Origin of the sequence: Streptomyces chartreusis NRRL 3882 (genome assembly GCF_900236475.1) — a bacterium.
GTDB lineage: Bacteria > Actinomycetota > Actinomycetes > Streptomycetales > Streptomycetaceae > Streptomyces > Streptomyces chartreusis_D.
Window position 1 is genome coordinate 7,535,001 of the sequence record NZ_LT963352.1, and the last position, 16,952, is coordinate 7,551,952.

At 69.0% G+C, this 16,952-nt stretch carries 14 protein-coding genes, 2 rRNA genes and 1 riboswitch (1 of these 17 only partly in view); of the genes, 13 read left to right on the forward strand and 3 right to left on the reverse strand.

Annotated features, from left to right (window positions below; translation table 11 throughout):
- The 12 genes from SCNRRL3882_RS34160 to SCNRRL3882_RS34215 form a co-directional block, all read left to right on the forward strand.
- A 23S ribosomal RNA gene (locus SCNRRL3882_RS34160) occupies window positions 1-936 on the forward strand (it extends 2,186 nt beyond the left edge of the window).
- 89 nt (window positions 937-1,025) lie between these two features.
- A 5S ribosomal RNA gene (rrf, locus tag SCNRRL3882_RS34165) occupies window positions 1,026-1,142 on the forward strand.
- A gap of 109 nt (window positions 1,143-1,251) precedes the next feature.
- The gene (locus tag SCNRRL3882_RS34170; protein WP_010041409.1) at window positions 1,252-1,860 is read left to right on the forward strand and encodes a CDP-alcohol phosphatidyltransferase family protein; all 609 of its coding nucleotides are present in this window, start codon (window positions 1,252-1,254) and stop codon (window positions 1,858-1,860) included.
- A gap of 115 nt (window positions 1,861-1,975) precedes the next feature.
- Window positions 1,976-4,471 carry a mannose-1-phosphate guanyltransferase gene (locus tag SCNRRL3882_RS34175; RefSeq protein WP_010041407.1) on the forward strand — a complete coding sequence of 832 codons (2,496 nt, stop codon included), beginning with the start codon at window positions 1,976-1,978 and terminating at the stop codon, window positions 4,469-4,471.
- 99 nt (window positions 4,472-4,570) lie between these two features.
- Complete coding sequence (locus tag SCNRRL3882_RS34180; RefSeq protein WP_086012526.1) at window positions 4,571-5,485, forward strand: DUF881 domain-containing protein; 915 nt, start codon at window positions 4,571-4,573, stop codon at window positions 5,483-5,485.
- Window positions 5,482-5,814 carry a small basic family protein gene (locus SCNRRL3882_RS34185; protein ID WP_003988855.1) on the forward strand — a complete coding sequence of 111 codons (333 nt, stop codon included), beginning with the start codon at window positions 5,482-5,484 and terminating at the stop codon, window positions 5,812-5,814. Before SCNRRL3882_RS34180 ends, SCNRRL3882_RS34185 begins: the two co-directional genes overlap by 4 nt.
- Before the next feature lie 5 nt (window positions 5,815-5,819).
- Window positions 5,820-6,758 (forward strand): DUF881 domain-containing protein, encoded by a 939-nt coding sequence (locus tag SCNRRL3882_RS34190; RefSeq protein ID WP_010041388.1) that lies wholly within the window; start codon window positions 5,820-5,822, stop codon window positions 6,756-6,758.
- A gap of 61 nt (window positions 6,759-6,819) precedes the next feature.
- The gene (locus tag SCNRRL3882_RS34195; RefSeq protein ID WP_078602858.1) at window positions 6,820-7,767 is read left to right on the forward strand and encodes an FHA domain-containing protein; all 948 of its coding nucleotides are present in this window, start codon (window positions 6,820-6,822) and stop codon (window positions 7,765-7,767) included.
- A 51-nt stretch (window positions 7,768-7,818) separates the two neighbouring features.
- Window positions 7,819-8,553 carry a MerR family transcriptional regulator gene (locus SCNRRL3882_RS34200; protein WP_010041384.1) on the forward strand — a complete coding sequence of 245 codons (735 nt, stop codon included), beginning with the start codon at window positions 7,819-7,821 and terminating at the stop codon, window positions 8,551-8,553.
- Between the two features lie 85 nt (window positions 8,554-8,638).
- Window positions 8,639-9,112: a bifunctional nuclease family protein gene (locus SCNRRL3882_RS34205; RefSeq protein ID WP_003988851.1), complete on the forward strand. Its 474-nt coding sequence runs from the start codon at window positions 8,639-8,641 to the stop codon at window positions 9,110-9,112.
- A gap of 314 nt (window positions 9,113-9,426) precedes the next feature.
- The gene (locus SCNRRL3882_RS34210; protein ID WP_086012525.1) at window positions 9,427-10,110 is read left to right on the forward strand and encodes a MerR family transcriptional regulator; all 684 of its coding nucleotides are present in this window, start codon (window positions 9,427-9,429) and stop codon (window positions 10,108-10,110) included.
- 133 nt (window positions 10,111-10,243) lie between these two features.
- Window positions 10,244-11,647: a DNA polymerase IV gene (locus SCNRRL3882_RS34215; RefSeq protein WP_010041371.1), complete on the forward strand. Its 1,404-nt coding sequence runs from the start codon at window positions 10,244-10,246 to the stop codon at window positions 11,645-11,647.
- Between the two features lie 15 nt (window positions 11,648-11,662).
- Here SCNRRL3882_RS34215 and SCNRRL3882_RS34220 read toward each other — a convergent pair whose 3' ends face one another.
- Window positions 11,663-12,037: a PRC-barrel domain-containing protein gene (locus tag SCNRRL3882_RS34220; protein ID WP_010041368.1), complete on the reverse strand. Its 375-nt coding sequence runs from the start codon at window positions 12,035-12,037 to the stop codon at window positions 11,663-11,665.
- A 114-nt stretch (window positions 12,038-12,151) separates the two neighbouring features.
- Window positions 12,152-12,247: riboswitch (glycine riboswitch) on the forward strand.
- A gap of 177 nt (window positions 12,248-12,424) precedes the next feature.
- On the opposite strand from SCNRRL3882_RS34220, the gene gcvP reads away from it, so the two are divergent.
- Window positions 12,425-15,310 carry an aminomethyl-transferring glycine dehydrogenase gene (gcvP, locus tag SCNRRL3882_RS34225; protein ID WP_010041366.1) on the forward strand — a complete coding sequence of 962 codons (2,886 nt, stop codon included), beginning with the start codon at window positions 12,425-12,427 and terminating at the stop codon, window positions 15,308-15,310.
- 58 nt (window positions 15,311-15,368) lie between these two features.
- Here the strand turns inward: gcvP and SCNRRL3882_RS34230 are convergent, their stop codons facing one another.
- The gene (locus tag SCNRRL3882_RS34230; RefSeq protein WP_010041364.1) at window positions 15,369-15,788 is read right to left on the reverse strand and encodes a TOBE domain-containing protein; all 420 of its coding nucleotides are present in this window, start codon (window positions 15,786-15,788) and stop codon (window positions 15,369-15,371) included.
- A 26-nt stretch (window positions 15,789-15,814) separates the two neighbouring features.
- On the reverse strand, window positions 15,815-16,900 hold the full coding sequence (locus SCNRRL3882_RS34235) for an ABC transporter ATP-binding protein (RefSeq protein WP_010041362.1): 1,086 nt from the start codon (window positions 16,898-16,900) through the stop codon (window positions 15,815-15,817).
- Window positions 16,901-16,952: the final 52 nt, after the last annotated feature.

Consider the following 16,952-nt stretch of genomic DNA (forward strand, 5'->3'; position numbering starts at 1 on the left):
GCACGAATGGCGTAACGACTTCTCGACTGTCTCAACCATAGGCCCGGTGAAATTGCACTACGAGTAAAGATGCTCGTTTCGCGCAGCAGGACGGAAAGACCCCGGGACCTTTACTACAGTTTGATATTGGTGTTCGGTTCGGCTTGTGTAGGATAGCTGGGAGACTGTGAAGCGCTAACGCCAGTTAGTGTGGAGTCGTCGTTGAAATACCAGTCTGGTCGTGCTGGATGTCTAACCTGGGTCCGTGATCCGGATCAGGGACAGTGTCTGATGGGTAGTTTAACTGGGGCGGTTGCCTCCTAAAGGGTAACGGAGGCGCCCAAAGGTTCCCTCAGCCTGGTTGGCAATCAGGTGTTGAGTGTAAGTGCACAAGGGAGCTTGACTGTGAGACCGACGGGTCGAGCAGGGACGAAAGTCGGGACTAGTGATCCGGCGGTGGCTTGTGGAAGCGCCGTCGCTCAACGGATAAAAGGTACCCCGGGGATAACAGGCTGATCTTCCCCAAGAGTCCATATCGACGGGATGGTTTGGCACCTCGATGTCGGCTCGTCGCATCCTGGGGCTGGAGTCGGTCCCAAGGGTTGGGCTGTTCGCCCATTAAAGCGGTACGCGAGCTGGGTTTAGAACGTCGTGAGACAGTTCGGTCCCTATCCGCTGTGCGCGTAGGAGTCTTGAGAAGGGCTGTCCCTAGTACGAGAGGACCGGGACGGACGAACCTCTGGTGTGCCAGTTGTTCTGCCAAGGGCATGGCTGGTTGGCTACGTTCGGGAGGGATAACCGCTGAAAGCATCTAAGCGGGAAGCCTGCTTCGAGATGAGGACTCCCACCCACTTGATGGGGTAAGGCTCCCAGTAGACGACTGGGTTGATAGGCCGGATCTGGAAGCACGGTAACGTGTGGAGGTGACCGGTACTAATAGGCCGAGGGCTTGTCCTCAGTTGCTCGCGTCCACTGTGTTGGTTCTGAAACCACGAACAGCCCCATGCCATGGTCATGGTGTGGTGCGGCTGACAGTTTCATAGTGTTTCGGTGGTTATAGCGTAGGGGAAACGCCCGGTTACATTCCGAACCCGGAAGCTAAGCCTTACAGCGCCGATGGTACTGCAGGGGGGACCCTGTGGGAGAGTAGGACGCCGCCGAACTCCTTTTAGAGCTCTGGCTCTTGGGCACTCAGCCCGAGAGCCAGAGCTTTTTTGCGTTGAGGTAAGGTCAGGGAGCATCATTGGCACGTTTCCCACAGGAGGCCCCCGGGTGGAGGTTCAGGAGACTCGCGTCCAGACGGACCGTGTGCTCACCATCCCGAACATCCTCAGCATGGCCCGCCTCGTCGGCGTGCCCCTCTTCCTGTGGCTGATTCTGCGGCCTGAGTTCGGTGGGCCCAAGAGTGACGGCTGGGCCCTTCTGGTACTGGCCCTGAGCGGCATCAGTGACTACCTGGACGGCAAGCTCGCGCGGCGCTGGAACCAGATCAGCAGCCTCGGCCGGCTGCTCGACCCCGCGGCCGACCGGCTCTACATTCTTTCGACTTTGGTCGGCCTCACCTGGCGCGAGATTCTGCCCCTCTGGTTGACCGCTGTACTTCTGGCGCGAGAGCTGGTTCTGCTGGTGATGGTGGGCATCCTGCGCCGGCACGGCTATCCGCCGCCACAGGTGAACTTCCTGGGCAAGGCCGCCACCTTCAACTTGATGTATGCCTTCCCGCTGCTCCTGCTCAGTGACGGAAGTGGTTGGATCTCGTCACTGGCTGCTATTTTCGGATGGGCGTTCGCCGGATGGGGTACAACGCTGTACTGGTGGGCAGGAGTCCTCTACGTGGTACAAGTCCGCCGCCTGGTCCGTGCGGACGCCACGCCCGATTGAACTCGCGGATTGCTCCCACCGAAGCGGTGCGATGGCCCGTCGTGCAAAAGTGCGGGACAATCCTCGCGGGGGAAGTCGGCTAGACCGTCGTCTCTTTGAGGAGGACGCTTCCGACATGAAGGCCGTCGTGATGGCCGGAGGCGAAGGCACGCGCCTTCGCCCCATGACCTCAAGCATGCCCAAGCCGCTCCTGCCCGTGGCCAACCGCCCGATCATGGAGCATGTGCTGCGGCTGCTCAAAAGGCATGGGCTCAACGAAACAGTCGTAACTGTCCAGTTCCTGGCCTCGCTCGTCAAGAACTACTTCGGTGACGGCGAAGAGCTCGGTATGGAGCTCACCTATGCCAATGAGGAGAAGCCACTCGGTACTGCCGGAAGCGTCAAGAATGCCGAAGAGGCGTTGAAGGACGATGCCTTCCTCGTCATCTCAGGCGATGCGCTGACGGATTTCGACCTCACCGAGCTCATCAATTTCCACAAGGAGAAGGGTGCACTGGTCACGGTCTGTCTGACGCGTGTGCCCAATCCGCTGGAATTCGGCATCACCATTGTCGACGAGGAAGGCAAGGTGGAGCGCTTCCTCGAGAAGCCCACCTGGGGCCAGGTCTTCTCCGACACCGTGAACACCGGCATCTACGTGATGGAGCCCGAGGTCTTCGACTATGTCGAGCCCGATGTGCCCGTCGACTGGTCCGGCGATGTCTTCCCGCAGTTGATGAAGGAAGGCAAGCCGATCTACGGCTATGTGGCCGAGGGGTACTGGGAGGACGTCGGCACCCATGAGAGCTATGTGAAGGCGCAGGCCGACGTCCTGGAGGGCAAGGTCGACGTCGACATCGACGGGTTCGAGATCTCCGCCGGGGTGTGGGTCGCCGAAGGCGCCGAGGTCCATCCCGACGCCGTGCTCCGCGGGCCGCTTTACATCGGTGACTACGCCAAGGTCGAGGCCGGCGCCGAAATCCGCGAGCACACCGTCGTGGGCTCCAACGTGGTCGTCAAGAGCGGCGCATTTCTGCACAAGGCCGTCGTTCACGACAACGTCTACGTGGGGCCCCACAGCAATCTGCGTGGCTGCGTGGTCGGAAAGAACACCGACATCATGCGCGCGGCGCGGATCGAGGACGGCGCGGTCATCGGTGATGAGTGCCTGATCGGTGAAGAATCGATCGTTCAGGGTAATGTTCGGGTCTATCCGTTCAAGACCATCGAAGCCGGTGCCTTCGTCAATACGTCGGTCATCTGGGAATCCAGGGGACAGGCGCACCTCTTCGGCGCCCGCGGTGTGTCCGGAATCCTGAACGTGGAGATCACGCCGGAGCTGGCGGTACGGCTTGCCGGCGCCTATGCGACCACCCTGAAGAAGGGCTCGACCGTCACCACGGCCCGCGACCACTCGCGTGGTGCCCGCGCGCTGAAGCGAGCGGTGATTTCCGCGTTGCAGGCCAGCGCCATCGACGTACGCGACCTGGAGAACGTGCCGCTGCCCGTGGCCCGGCAGCAGACGGCGCGCGGCAGTGCGGGCGGGATCATGATCCGTACGACGCCCGGGGTGCAGGATTCCGTCGACATCATGTTCTTCGACGGGCAGGGCGCCGACCTGTCGCAGGGCAGCCAGCGCAAGCTGGACCGGGTGTTCGCGCGGCAGGAGTACCGGCGTGCGTTCCCCGGGGAGATCGGTGACCTGCACTTCCCGGCGAGTGTCTTCGACTCGTACACCGGGTCGCTGCTGCGGAATGTCGACACGACCGGGATCGCGGACTCCGGCCTGAAGGTGGTCGTGGACGCGTCCAACGGAAGTGCGGGACTCGTCCTGCCGAGTCTGCTGGGGAAGCTCGGTGTCGACTCGCTGACGATCAATCCCGGTCTCGACGAGTCCAGGCCGACGGAGACGGCCGACATGCGCCGGTCGGGGATGGTGCGTCTCGGGGAGATCGTGGCGTCCTCGGGGGCCGCGTTCGGGGTGCGGTTCGATCCCGTCGGCGAGCGGCTGTCCCTCGTCGACGAGAAGGGGCGCATCATCGAGGACGACCGGGCGCTGCTGGTGATGCTGGACCTCGTCGCCGCCGAGCGGCGCAGCGGCCGGGTCGCGCTTCCGGTGACCACGACCAGGATCGCCGAGCAGGTGGCGGCGTACCACGGGACCCAGGTCGAGTGGACGACCACGTCTCCCGACGACCTCACGCGCGTGGGTGGTGAGGAAGGGACGATCTTCGGCGGCGACGGCAAGGGCGGGTTCATCGTCCCGGAGTTCAGCAGCGTGTACGACGCCACCGCGGCCTTCGTACGGCTCATCGGGCTCGTGGCGCGGACGCAGCTCACGCTCAGCCAGATCGACGCGCGGATCCCGCGGGCGCACGTCCTGAAGCGGGATCTGGCGACTCCGTGGGCCGTCAAGGGGCTCGTGATGAGGCGGGTCGTCGAGGCGGCCGGAGACCGGTTCGTGGACACCACGGACGGCGTGCGGGTGGTGGAGACGGACGGCCGTTGGGTGATGGTGCTGCCCGACCCGGCCGAGGCCGTCACCCACCTGTGGGCCGAGGGGCCGGACGATGCCTCCGCGCAGGCCCTGCTGGACGAGTGGTCGGCGGTCGTGGACAGCGCCGGCCGGTAGAACGGTCTGCACGCGGGCGTGCCGGACAGGTGTCCCCAACGGGGCCTGTCCGGCATGCCGGTGGGGCCGTTTCGGAGGTGGTGGCCGCGACGTGCGACGATGTGCGGCATGCCGCAGCAACCCCCCATTCGGAGCACACCGACGCGGCCCCGGCGCCCGGACGCGTCCATGTCGTTGATCACCAACGTCATGGACCACAGCCTCGACGACGGATACGCCGAGGCCGCCGCGCGGAAGCGGGCCGCGGGCGACGGTGGCATGCCGAAGACCCTCAGGGCGAAGCTGGGACTCGCTGCGGGGCTGGTGCTCGCGGCGCTCATCGTGACCGTGGGAGCGGCCCAGGCGCGCGTCGCCGCTCCGGTCGTCGCCAAGGAGCGGGAGGAACTGGTCGACCGGATCGACCGGGAGACCGAGAAGGCGGACAAGCTGGAGGACTCCGTCGACCGGCTGCGCGAGGACGTGAGTGCCCGCCAGCGGGAGGCGCTGAAGCACAGCGGCGGCAGCGCCGGGTCCGAGATCGTGGGCATCCTGTCGGGCGCCACAGCGGTGCACGGCCCCGGCGTGAAGCTCGTGGTGAACGACGCCAAGGACGCCGGTTCCGGTGGTGACGGCAACCCGCGTGAGACCACCGGGTTCTCCGATACGGGCCGGGTGCGCGACCGGGACATGCAGCGCGTGGTCAACGGGCTGTGGGAGTCGGGCGCCGAGGCCGTCTCGATCAACGGGCAGCGGCTCACGGCGCTGTCCGCGATCAGGGCTGCGGGGGACGCGATACTGGTCGACAACAAGCCGCTGGTGCCGCCGTACACGGTGCTCGCGGTGGGGGACGGGCAGCGGCTGAGCACCCGGTTCCAGAACAGCGCGGACGGGCTGTATCTGAACGCGCTCCAGGAGAGCTACGGCATCAGGACAGGCATCTCCGTGGAGGACGACCTCCGGCTGCCTGCCGCGCCGAGTGTGATCGTACGTACAGCACAGCCGAGCATTGAGAAGAGCGAGAAGGGCACATCGTGATCGCCGTACTGGGCCTCGTCGTGGGAGTCGTGGCCGGCCTGTTGGTCCGGCCTGAGGTTCCGGCGGTGGTCGAGCCTTATCTGCCGATCGCTGTCGTGGCGGCGCTCGACGCCGTCTTCGGCGGCCTGCGGGCCATGCTCGACGGCATCTTCGACGACAAGGTCTTCGTGGTGTCGTTCCTGTCGAACGTGGTGGTGGCCGCGTTGATCGTCTTCCTGGGGGACAAGCTGGGCGTGGGTGCTCAGCTGTCCACCGGTGTGGTGGTCGTCCTCGGCATCCGGATCTTCTCCAACGCCGCGGCGATCCGCCGGCACGTGTTCCGGGCGTGAGGCAGATGAGCGAGCACGACGACAAGCGCCCCGCGGAGAACGGCGATCCGCGCGCGGACCAGCGCGACGGGAACGGCGAGTCCGGTAGCCGACTCCGCAAGGAACTGCCCCAAGAGGTGTCCGCGCCGGTATCCGCCGCCCGGGACGCCCCGGAGCCGGAACCGGAACCAGAGCCGGAACCGGGGCCCGAACCGCAGGCGGCTGCCGCGTCCGAGCCGCAGCTGACCGGACGGCAGCGGCTGGTGAAGGGGCTGTGGCCGCCGCGGGTCTCACGGGCCCAACTCATCGTCGCGCTGCTGCTGTTCGGCCTCGGGTTCGGGCTGGCCGTGCAGGTGGCCTCGCACAGCAACAGTGACAGCGCGCTGCGCGGTGCGCGTCAGGAAGATCTTGTCCGCATCCTCGATGAACTGGATGACCGTACGCAGCGTCTTGAGGACGAGAAGCAGGGTCTCGAGAAGCAGCGTGACGAGCTGGAGAACAGCTCGGACCAGGCCGAGGAGGCCCGGAAGCAGACCATCGAGAAGGAGAGGCAACTCGGCATCCTGGCCGGCACGGTGGCCGCGCAGGGGCCCGGCATCACCATGACCATCGAGGACACGAAGGGGACGGTCGAGGCGGACATGCTGCTCGACGCGATCCAGGAGCTGCGCGCGGCGGGTGCCGAGGCGATCCAGGTGAACGGCGTGCGGGTCGTCGCGGGCACGTATCTGACGGACTCCGGCAAGGGCGTGAGCGTCGACGGGAACAAGATCAACGCGCCCTATCGTTTCAAGGTCATCGGCAAGCCGCAGGATCTCGAGCCGGCGCTCAACATCCCCGGAGGCGTGGTGCAGACTCTCGAGAAGGAACAGGCCACGGTCACCATCGAGCGGTCGACCAAGATCGTCGTGGACGCCTTGCGGGCGGTGAAGCGGCCTGACTACGCTCGGTCGTCCTCGCAGTGAACCGGGGGTGCATGGGCGAGGTCCGGCGAGGGCATGAGGTTGCGGGGGGTCGGCGCACCGAATGGGTGGTGCGTGGTGGAAACTGTCTGGTGCAGACGGACGTTGTCAGGATGTCCGGGTCGGCCAGAGTGTTCAGTCAGGGTTCGTCCTGCCCCACGGGCGGGTCTGTTTCGGTCAAGGGGAATCGCCCGTGAAGTTGTTTGCGAAGTTGTTCGGCAAGAGCGCGCGAGAGGGCAGCGACAATGCGACCGCTCGCCATCGCGCACAGCCTGACGCGGAGGGCCAGCGGCCGCTGTTCCGGGACCAGGTCGGTGGCCCGGGCGGTGACGTTTCCGGAGGTCAGGGCGCGCCGTCGGTTGACCCTGCGCGGCCCGGCGGCATAGGTTTCGGGCAACCCTCAAGTGCGGGTGGAGGGTTTTCCGACCCGTATGCGTCCAATGCCCCCGGTGGGCAGCCGCGGCAGGAGGATCCGATGTCGGCCCTGGTGTGTACGAGGTGCGGTAACCGCAACGCGGAGAACAGCCGCTTCTGTTCCAACTGCGGCGCGCCGCTGCGGGCGGGGGCGGCGGCGGAGCGTCCGTCCGAGACGACCTCCACGATCTCCATCTCCGGTCTCGAGGCCTACGACAGCGAGACCACCGGCCAGACGCCGATGCCGACGCTGTCGCCCGAGGCGCAGGCGGCGGTCGACGCGCTGCCGCTGGGTTCCGCGCTCCTGGTCGTGCGCCGCGGGCCGAACTCGGGCAGCCGCTTCCTGCTGGACGGCGATCTGACCACGGCCGGGCGCCATCCGCAGAGCGACATCTTCCTGGACGACGTGACGGTCTCCCGGCGGCATGTGGAGTTCCGCCGCGGGCAGGACGGCTCGTTCACGGTGGCCGACGTGGGCAGCCTGAACGGCACGTACGTGAACCGCGAGCGGATCGACCAGGTCGCCTTGAACAACGGCGACGAGGTGCAGATCGGCAAGTACCGGCTGGTCTTCTACGCCAGCCAGCGGGGCTACTGACCGGATTCCGGCCGGGGAACCCCGCGAAGGTCCGTCCGTCAGGGAAGGTCCATGCTGCAAACACCGAGCGGCGGTGCCGGGCACGGCACCGCCGCCACGGACAGGCTGATGAGCATCGGCACGGTGCTGAACGTGCTGCGCGACGAGTTCCCCGAAGTCACCATCTCCAAGATCCGTTTCCTGGAGGCGGAGGGGCTCATCGAGCCGCAGCGGACCCCGTCGGGGTATCGCAAGTTCAGCGCTCACGACGTCGAGCGTCTCGGCCATGTCCTGAGGATGCAGCGGGACCACTATCTGCCCCTGAAGGTGATCCGCGAGCATCTGGAGGCCATGGAGCGCGGCGAGGCCGTCCAGCTGCCGGCCCTGGGCCGTCAGCGCGACGGCGAGAGCGTGGCCGAGCCGCCCGAGGCGCCCACGGCGGCCAGGATCGGGCGCCAGGAGCTGCTCGCCGCCGCCGGTGTCGGCGAGGAGGAGCTCAGGGAGTGGGAGTCGTACGGGCTCGTCACTCCACTGGAGGACGGGGTGTACGACGCGGAGGCGGTCACGGTGGCCTCGCTGATCGCCGAACTGGGGCGGTTCGGGATCGAGCCGCGGCACCTGCGGGTGATGAAGGCCGCCGCCGATCGCGAGGCCGGGCTCGTGGACCAGGTGGTGGCCCCGCTGAAGCGGCACCGGAACCCGCAGACCAGGGCTCATGCCGAGACCCGTACCAAGGAGCTTGCGGGGCTCACGGTGAAGTTGCACGCGGCGCTGGTGCAGACGGCGCTCGGGGTGCGGCTGCCGTGAGACGGCCGGTCGTGGGCGGGCCGGATCAGGCGCCCGTTCCCGGCCCGACTACCCAAACGTCCCGAGCACGGCCTAGGGTTGCTGTGTGAACGAGCTCGATGTCGTAGGTGTCCGGGTGGAAATGCCCTCCAACCAACCGATCGTGCTGCTGCGTGAAGTGGGGGGCGACCGTTACCTCCCCATTTGGATCGGACCGGGGGAGGCGACGGCGATCGCCTTCGCCCAGCAGGGCATGGCTCCCGCGCGGCCGCTGACCCACGACCTGTTCAAGGACGTGCTGGAGGCCGTCGGCCAGGAGCTCACGGAAGTGCGCATCACGGACCTGCGTGAGGGCGTCTTCTACGCGGAGCTGGTCTTCGCCAGCGGCGTCGAGGTGAGCGCCCGCCCGTCCGACGCCATAGCGCTGGCCCTGCGCACCGGGACACCGATCTACGGCAGTGACACGGTGCTCGACGACGCCGGCATCGCGATCCCGGACGAGCAGGAGGACGAGGTGGAGAAGTTCCGCGAGTTCCTCGACCAGATCTCCCCGGAGGACTTCGGCAGCAGCAGCCAGTGAGCGCTGGATTCCGGCGAGAGCCGGATGGCGGGGAGTGGCGGCGGCCAGTGAGGCGTGTGGGCGGCCCGGCGGACGATGTGGTCCGCGGCAGGGTCGCCCGCCGTGTGTGACGGGTGAAATGCCCGCATGTGCCGGAGGCGAGTGAGAGCGTCACGCGGCCCGTATCGGAGGCATTCGGCTAGCCTTTCCCCGCGGTGGGGCACGGGAAACCACTCTTAGGGTGATTATCACTCGGCGTGGCGAGTGTGGCGATCGTTGACGCACCCCGGGTGACTGCCTACCGTCGAGAAGGCAGGTCAAGGACGGAGGTCGGCGTGAGAAGCAGCGGCGACGGTACGGCTGGGGGTGGCCCCGAGCGCAGTCTCAGGGCGAGCGGTCCGTACCCTCCCCCGGGCTCACGGCTCCGCCCGAGCGGGGGGCGCCCCCAACCGGGCGGCGTGGCTGATCACGTTCCGCAGCGACCGACGGCCGTGCCGAGCAGCGGAGGGACGACGTCCATGGCGTCCGAGCAGATCGGCTATCGCGGCCCCACCGCCTGTGCGGCCGCCGGTATCACCTACCGGCAGCTCGACTACTGGGCCCGCACCGGCCTCGTCGAGCCGAGTGTGCGCCCCGCCTACGGGTCGGGGACGCAGCGGCTGTACAGCTTCCGGGACGTCGTCGTCCTGAAGATCGTCAAGCGGTTCCTCGACACCGGGGTGTCGCTCCAGAACATCCGCACGGCCGTCCAGCACCTCAGAGAACGCGGTTTCCGCGACCTGGAGCGGATGACGCTGATGAGTGACGGAGCGACGGTCTACGAGTGCACCTCGCCGGACGAGGTCCATGCCCTGCTCCAAGGGGGTCAGGGCGTCTTCGGGATCGCCGTCGGTGTGGTGTGGCGGGATGTCGAGAGCGCGCTGTCCCAGCTGCACGGCGAGCGGATCGACACCGGCGAGACCCTGGTCGGGCCCAACCCTGCGGACGAGCTGGCGCGGCGGCGGAACCGGGCCGTCTGAGTCGTCCGGCAGGGCGGTGGCTTCGTGGTTGTTACCGGCGGGACGTTTCCGCGCCGGGCTGCAAGCGCTTTCTCCCGGGGGCGTAGGTGCGTTGGCGGGGGCGTTGTCAGTGGCGTAGGGCAGCATCGGAGATGTGAGAACCGCGCCCACGATCCTGCATCTCGACATGGATGCCTTCTTCGCCTCGGTGGAGCAGGCGTCCAAGCCGAGTCTGCGCGGGAAGGCCGTCGTCGTGGGCGGGCTCGGGCCGCGGGGTGTGGTGGCCACGGCGTCGTACGAGGCCAGGGTCTTCGGTGTGCATTCGGCGATGCCGATGGGGCAGGCCCGGCGGCTCGCGCCCCATGCCGCGTATCTCGTGCCGCGCTTCGGTTTCTACAAGGCGATCAGCGAGCGGGTGATGGAGCTGCTGCGGGCGTTGTCGCCGCTGGTGGAGCCGCTGAGCCTGGACGAGGCGTTCGTGGACCTGGAGGCCGGTGGAGCGGCCTGGGACGAGCAGTCGGCGCGGCTGGTCGGAACGCGGTTGCGCGCGGACATACGGGCCGTCACCGGGCTCACGGGGTCGGTGGGGCTCGCCGCCTCCAAGATGCTCGCGAAGATCGCTTCGGAGCAGGCCAAGCCGGACGGACTGGTGGTGATCGAGCCGGGGACCGAGCGGGCGATGCTGGGGCCGATGTCGGTGCGGACGTTGCCGGGGGTCGGGCCGGCGACCGGTGACCATCTGCGGCGGGCCGGGATCACCACGGTCGAGGAGATCGCCGAGGCGGGGGAGGACGAGCTGGTCCGGCTGCTGGGCAAGGCGCACGGGCACGGGCTCTACGCCATGGCGCTGGCGCGGGACGACCGGCCTGTCGTGGCGGAGCGGGAGGCGAAGTCGGTGTCGGTCGAGGACACCTACGACGTGGACATCCACGACCGGGTGCGGGTCGGTCTAGAGGTGCAGCGACTGGCCGATCGGTGTGTGCGGAGGCTGCGCGGGGCGGGGCTGTCCGGGCGGACCATCGTGCTGAAGGTGCGGCGGTACGACTTCTCGACGCTCACCCGGTCCGAGACGCTGCGCGGACCGACGGACGATCCCGGGGTGATCCGGGAGGCGGCGGCCAGGCTGCTCGACTCGGTCGACACGACGGGCGGTGTGCGGCTGCTCGGGGTGGGCGTCAGCGGTCTCGCCGACTACACGCAGGAGGATCTCTTCGCGCAGGCGGCGGGGGAGCGGGCGGAGACGGAGGGGCCCGTCGAGAAGGATGCCGTGGCGCCGGTCGAGGAGCAGCCGGCGCTCGCCGAGCGGCGGTGGCCCGCCGGGCACGACGTACGGCACACCCTGTTCGGGCACGGGTGGGTGCAGGGCAGCGGTCTGGGGCGGGTCACCGTGCGGTTCGAGACGCCCGGCTCGGAGCCCGGGCGGGTGCGGACCTTCCGCGTCGACGATCCGGACCTGGAGCCGGCTGATCCGTTGCCCCTGGTGTTATCGAGACCGGAGGAGAGCCCTGGGACGGAAGGTGGGGCCGGAGCCGTGGGGCTGCGGTCCGCTGCTCCATAGGTGGCTTGCCGGGCTTCAGGCCGTCTCGTCCGTGCCCGCCAACTTGCCGAAGTCGCGGTCCGCGAGAGGGGGAGGCGCGGTGACGTCGAGGCCGTAGTGGTGGTAGAGCTGCAGCTCTTGCTCCGGGGAGAGGTGGCGGCCCACGCCGAAGTCGGGGGCGTCCTTGATCAGGGCGCGGTCGAAGGGCACGTGGAGGGCGCCGTCGATCAGTTCGCTGGGCTCGAGGGGGACGAAAGCGTCCCTGCTGAACAGGCCGGTCCGTATGGCCGCCCATTCCGGCTCGCCGGTGGCGTCGTCGAGGTAGACCTCGTCGATCGTGCCGATCCTGGTTCCGTTGCGGTCGAACGCCTTGCGGCCGATCAGGTTGCGCGGATCGATATCGGTTCGCACGGGCCCTCCACATGGGTCGCAACTCATCCGTAAGCACAACAAAACGGCACAATCGGAGAGGTGGCCACTCGAAGGTTCGTCCGTGAGCCTCGCTGGTACGCTGGCAGCGGCTGCTGACCCCGTGCGGGAGAGTCCTCCAGACACCATCGGAGGCGCCGAAGGAGCAAATCCTCCCCGGAATCTCTCAGGCTCACGTACCGCACGGACGAGGTCACTCTGGAAAGCAGGGCGGGTGTCGACGGCTTCCGCTCTCACCGACGGTGAAAGCCGGAGGCCTTCGGGCGATCCGGTGAAGCTCTCAGGTTGAGATGACAGAGGGGGAGGCCGTCCGGGTACCCGTGCCGTGGTGCCCCTCGAAGGTCGTGTCAGACCAGGAGGCCTCCGCAAATGACCGCCCATCGCATCCCGCTCTCCGAACTCGAAGAGGCAGTCCCCTTCGAGCAGCGCCACATCGGCCCCGACCACGAGGCCTGTGCCAAGATGCTCGCGCAGGTCGGCTACGGCTCGCTGGACGAGCTCACGGCCGCCGCTGTCCCGGCCGTGATCAAGAGCGCCGAGGCGCTGGACCTGCCGGGCGCCCGCAGCGAGGCCGAGGTGATCGCCGAGCTGCGCTCCCTCGCCGACCGCAACCAGGTCCTCGGCTCCATGATCGGGCTCGGGTACTACGGCACGTTCACGCCGCCGGTCATCATGCGCAACGTCATGGAGAACCCGGCCTGGTACACGGCCTACACGCCGTACCAGCCGGAGATCTCGCAGGGGCGGCTCGAGGCGCTGCTCAACTTCCAGACGATGGTCGCCGACCTCACCGGACTGCCCACCTCCGGTGCCTCCCTGCTCGACGAGGGCACCGCGGCCGCCGAGGCCATGGCGCTGTCGCGGCGCCTCGGCAAGAACAAGAAGGGCCTGTTCCTGGTCGACGCGGACGCCTTGCCGCAGACCATCGCCGTGATCCAGACCCGGGCCGAGCCGACCGGCGTCGAGGTCGTCGTCGCCGACCTCGGCGAGGGCATTCCCGCCGAGATCGCCGAGCGCGAGATCAACGGCGTGCTGATCCAGTACCCGGGCGCCTCCGGGGCCGTACGGGACATCAAGCCGGTCGTCGACCAGGCGCACGAGCTCGGGGCGCTCGTCACCGTCGCCGCGGATCTGCTCGCCCTGACGCTGCTGAAGTCCCCCGGTGAGCTCGGCGCGGACATCGCCGTCGGGACGACACAGCGCTTCGGCGTGCCGATGGGCTTCGGCGGTCCGCACGCCGGTTACATGGCGGTCAAGGACAAGATGGCGCGCAGCCTGCCCGGGCGGCTCGTCGGCGTGTCCGTGGACGCCGACGGGAACAAGGCGTACCGGCTGGCGCTCCAGACGCGTGAGCAGCACATCCGCCGCGAGAAGGCCACCAGCAACATCTGCACCGCCCAGGTGCTGCTCGCCGTCATGGCCGGCATGTACGCCGTCTACCACGGGCCGGAGGGCCTCAAGGGCATCGCGCGGCGCACCCACCGGTACGCCACGGTCCTCGCCGCCGGGCTCGCGAACGGCGGGGTCGAGGTCGTGCACGGGTCCTACTTCGACACCCTGACCGTGCGCGTCGCGGGCCGGGCCGCCGACGTCGTGGCCGCCGCGCAGGAGAACGGGGTCAACCTGCGGCTCGTCGACGCCGACCACGTCTCGATCGCCTGCGACGAGACCACCACGCGGGCCCAGCTGCGTGCCGTATGGGCCGCCTTCGGGGTCGAGGGCGTCGTCGAGGCGCTGGACGCGGCCACGGAGGACGGGCTTCCGCAGGCCCTGCTGCGGACCGACGAGTACCTGACGCACCCCGTCTTCCACCAGCACCGCTCCGAGACCGCCATGCTGCGCTACCTGCGCCGGCTGGCCGACCGCGACTACGCGCTCGACCGGGGCATGATCCCGCTGGGCTCCTGCACCATGAAGCTCAACGCGACCACGGAGATGGAGCCGGTCACCTGGCCCGAGTTCGGGCAGCTGCACCCCTTCGCGCCCGCCGAGCAGGCCGGCGGCTACCTCACGCTCATCCGTGAGCTGGAGGACCGTCTCGCCGAGGTCACCGGGTACGACAAGGTGTCCCTCCAGCCGAACGCCGGGTCGCAGGGCGAGCTGGCCGGTCTGCTCGCCGTACGCGGGTACCACCGGGCCAACGGGGACGAGCAGCGCACCGTGTGCCTGATTCCCTCGTCCGCGCACGGGACCAACGCCGCGAGCGCGGTGATGGCGGGCATGAAGGTCGTCGTCGTGAAGACCGCCGAGGACGGCGAGATCGACGTCGAGGACCTGCGGGCGAAGATCGAGCAGTACCGCGACGAGCTGGCGGTGCTGATGATCACGTACCCGTCCACGCACGGCGTGTTCGAGGAGCACGTCTCCGAGATCTGCGCCCAGGTGCACGAGGCGGGCGGGCAGGTCTACGTCGACGGGGCCAACCTCAACGCGCTCGTCGGACTCGCCAAGCCGGGGCACTTCGGCGGGGACGTCTCGCACCTGAACCTGCACAAGACCTTCTGCATCCCGCACGGCGGTGGCGGCCCCGGTGTCGGTCCGGTGGCGGTGCGTGAGCACCTCGCGCCGTACCTGCCGAACCACCCGCTCCAGCCCGAGGCGGGCCCTCACACGGGTGTCGGTCCCATCTCCGCGGCGCCGTGGGGCTCCGCCGGCATCCTGCCGATCTCCTGGGCGTACGTCCGGCTCATGGGCGGCGAGGGGCTGAAGCGGGCCACGCAGGTCGCGGTGCTCAGTGCCAACTACATCGCCAAGCGCCTGGAGCCGCACTACCCGGTGCTCTACACCGGCCCCGGCGGGCTCGTCGCGCACGAGTGCATCATCGACCTGCGCCCGCTGACCAAGGCGACCGGGGTGAGCGTCGACGACGTCGCCAAGCGGCTGATCGACTACGGCTTCCACGCGCCGACGATGTCGTTCCCGGTGGCCGGGACGCTGATGATCGAGCCGACCGAGTCGGAGGACCTGACCGAGCTGGACCGGTTCTGCGAGGCGATGATCGCCATCCGTGCGGAGATCGAGAAGGTCGGCTCCGGCGAGTGGCCCGCGGACGACAACCCCCTGCGGGGTGCCCCGCACACCGCCGGGACCCTCGCCGGCGAGTGGGAGCACGCATACAGCCGTGAGGAGGCCGTCTTCCCGGCCGGGGTCTCGACCGCCGACAAGTACTGGCCGCCGGTGCGCCGCATCGACCAGGCCTTCGGCGACCGGAACCTGGTCTGCTCCTGCCCGCCGCTGGACGCCTACGAGGACTGATCGGCCGCCCGGTCGTCCGGGCGCAGGAGAGGGGCCCCGCACCGCGGAGCCCCTCTCGTCATTCGGCGGCGAGGGACACCTCGGTCGACTTGATCAGGGCGACGACGGGGGTTCCGGCCGACAGGCCGAGGTCGTCCGCGGCGTCCCTGGTGATCGCGGCGGTCAGTTCGCCGCCTTCGACGGTGACCCGCACGGACGCCATCGCGTCACCGGTGGCGATGCCTCTGACCGTGCCGGGGAGCCGGTTGCGGATGGAAAGGCCCTCGACGGGGGCGGTGGCCAGCGAGACCTCCGTCGACTTCACCAGGGCGCGCACGGCGGTGCCCGGCGTGAGACCGAGGTCGTCCGCCGCCTCGCGGGTGATCGCCGCGGTGAGGGCCTGGCCGCCGGTGAGGCGCACCCTGACGATCGCCATGGCCTCGCCCGGCGTGACGGCGGTGACGGTGCCGGGAAGCTGGTTGCGGATGCTCAGGCTCATGGGTGCACGGTAGCCCGGCGAGCCCCTTATGCCGGGTATGCGTGCGTCTGCGTCGCCTTGACCGTCGCCCATACCGCGGCGCCGGGATGCAGGTCGAGTTCGGCCGCGGCGACCGTGGTGAGGTCGGCGGTCAGGGGGAGTTCGCCGGTGAGGTCCGCGCGGATCTGGTCGCCGTGCGTCTCCAGCCCGGCGACCTCGCAGCGCCACAGGTTGCGGGCGCTGGAGCCGGTGGGGCGCTCCCGGTACAGCGTCACGGCGCCGGGCGGGAACGCCACGAAGGCCGGGCCCGAGAGCTCTTCCGTGGTCGTGACGGCCGGGCCCGCGTCGAGCCGGACGGCGTGGCCCTCGGCCCGTCCTCGGTAGAGGTTGAGGCCGACGAGCCGGGCGATGTAGTCCGTGCGGGGGTGGCGGGCGATGTGGGAGGGCGTGCCCTCCTGGACGACGTGGCCGTGCTCGACGACGACCAGGCGGTCGGCCAGCACCATGGCGTCCAGCGGGTCGTGCGTGACGAGGACGGCCACGGCCTCGAACTCGGCGAGGTGGCGACGGAGCTGGGCGCGCACCTCCAGGCGGGTGCGGGCGTCGAGCGCGGCGAGGGGTTCGTCCAGGAGCAGCAGCCGGGGCCGGGTGGCCAGGGCACGGGCCAGCGCCACGCGCTGGGCCTGGCCGCCCGACAGACGGCGGGGCTTGGCGCCGGCGTGGTCGGCCAGGCCCATCCGGTCCAGCCACTCGGCGGCCTGGGCGCGGGCCTCGGCCCTGCCGGCGCCCCGGCAGCGCGGCCCGAAGGCGACGTTGTCCAGGGCGGTCAGGTGCGGGAAGAGCAGGTAGTCCTGGAAGACGACGCCGACCGGGCGGGACTCGGGCGGCGTACGGTCCAACGGCCTACCCTCCAGCACCAGATGCCCCGAGGTGAGCGGGGCGAGGCCGGCGAGGGCGCGCAGGGCGGTGGTCTTGCCGGCGCCGTTGGGGCCGAGCAGCGCGACGACGTCGCCGGGGGCGGCGGTGAGGGCGACATCGAGGCGGAAGGAGCCGCGGTCGACGACGAGGTGGGCGTCGAGGCCCTCGGTGCGGAGGCCGGGGGTTGGGCCGTCGCGGTCGGTCGTCTCGGTCATGAGGTTCGCGTCCAGGTGGTCAGGGGGGGCAGAGGGCCGTCATCCGGTTCCG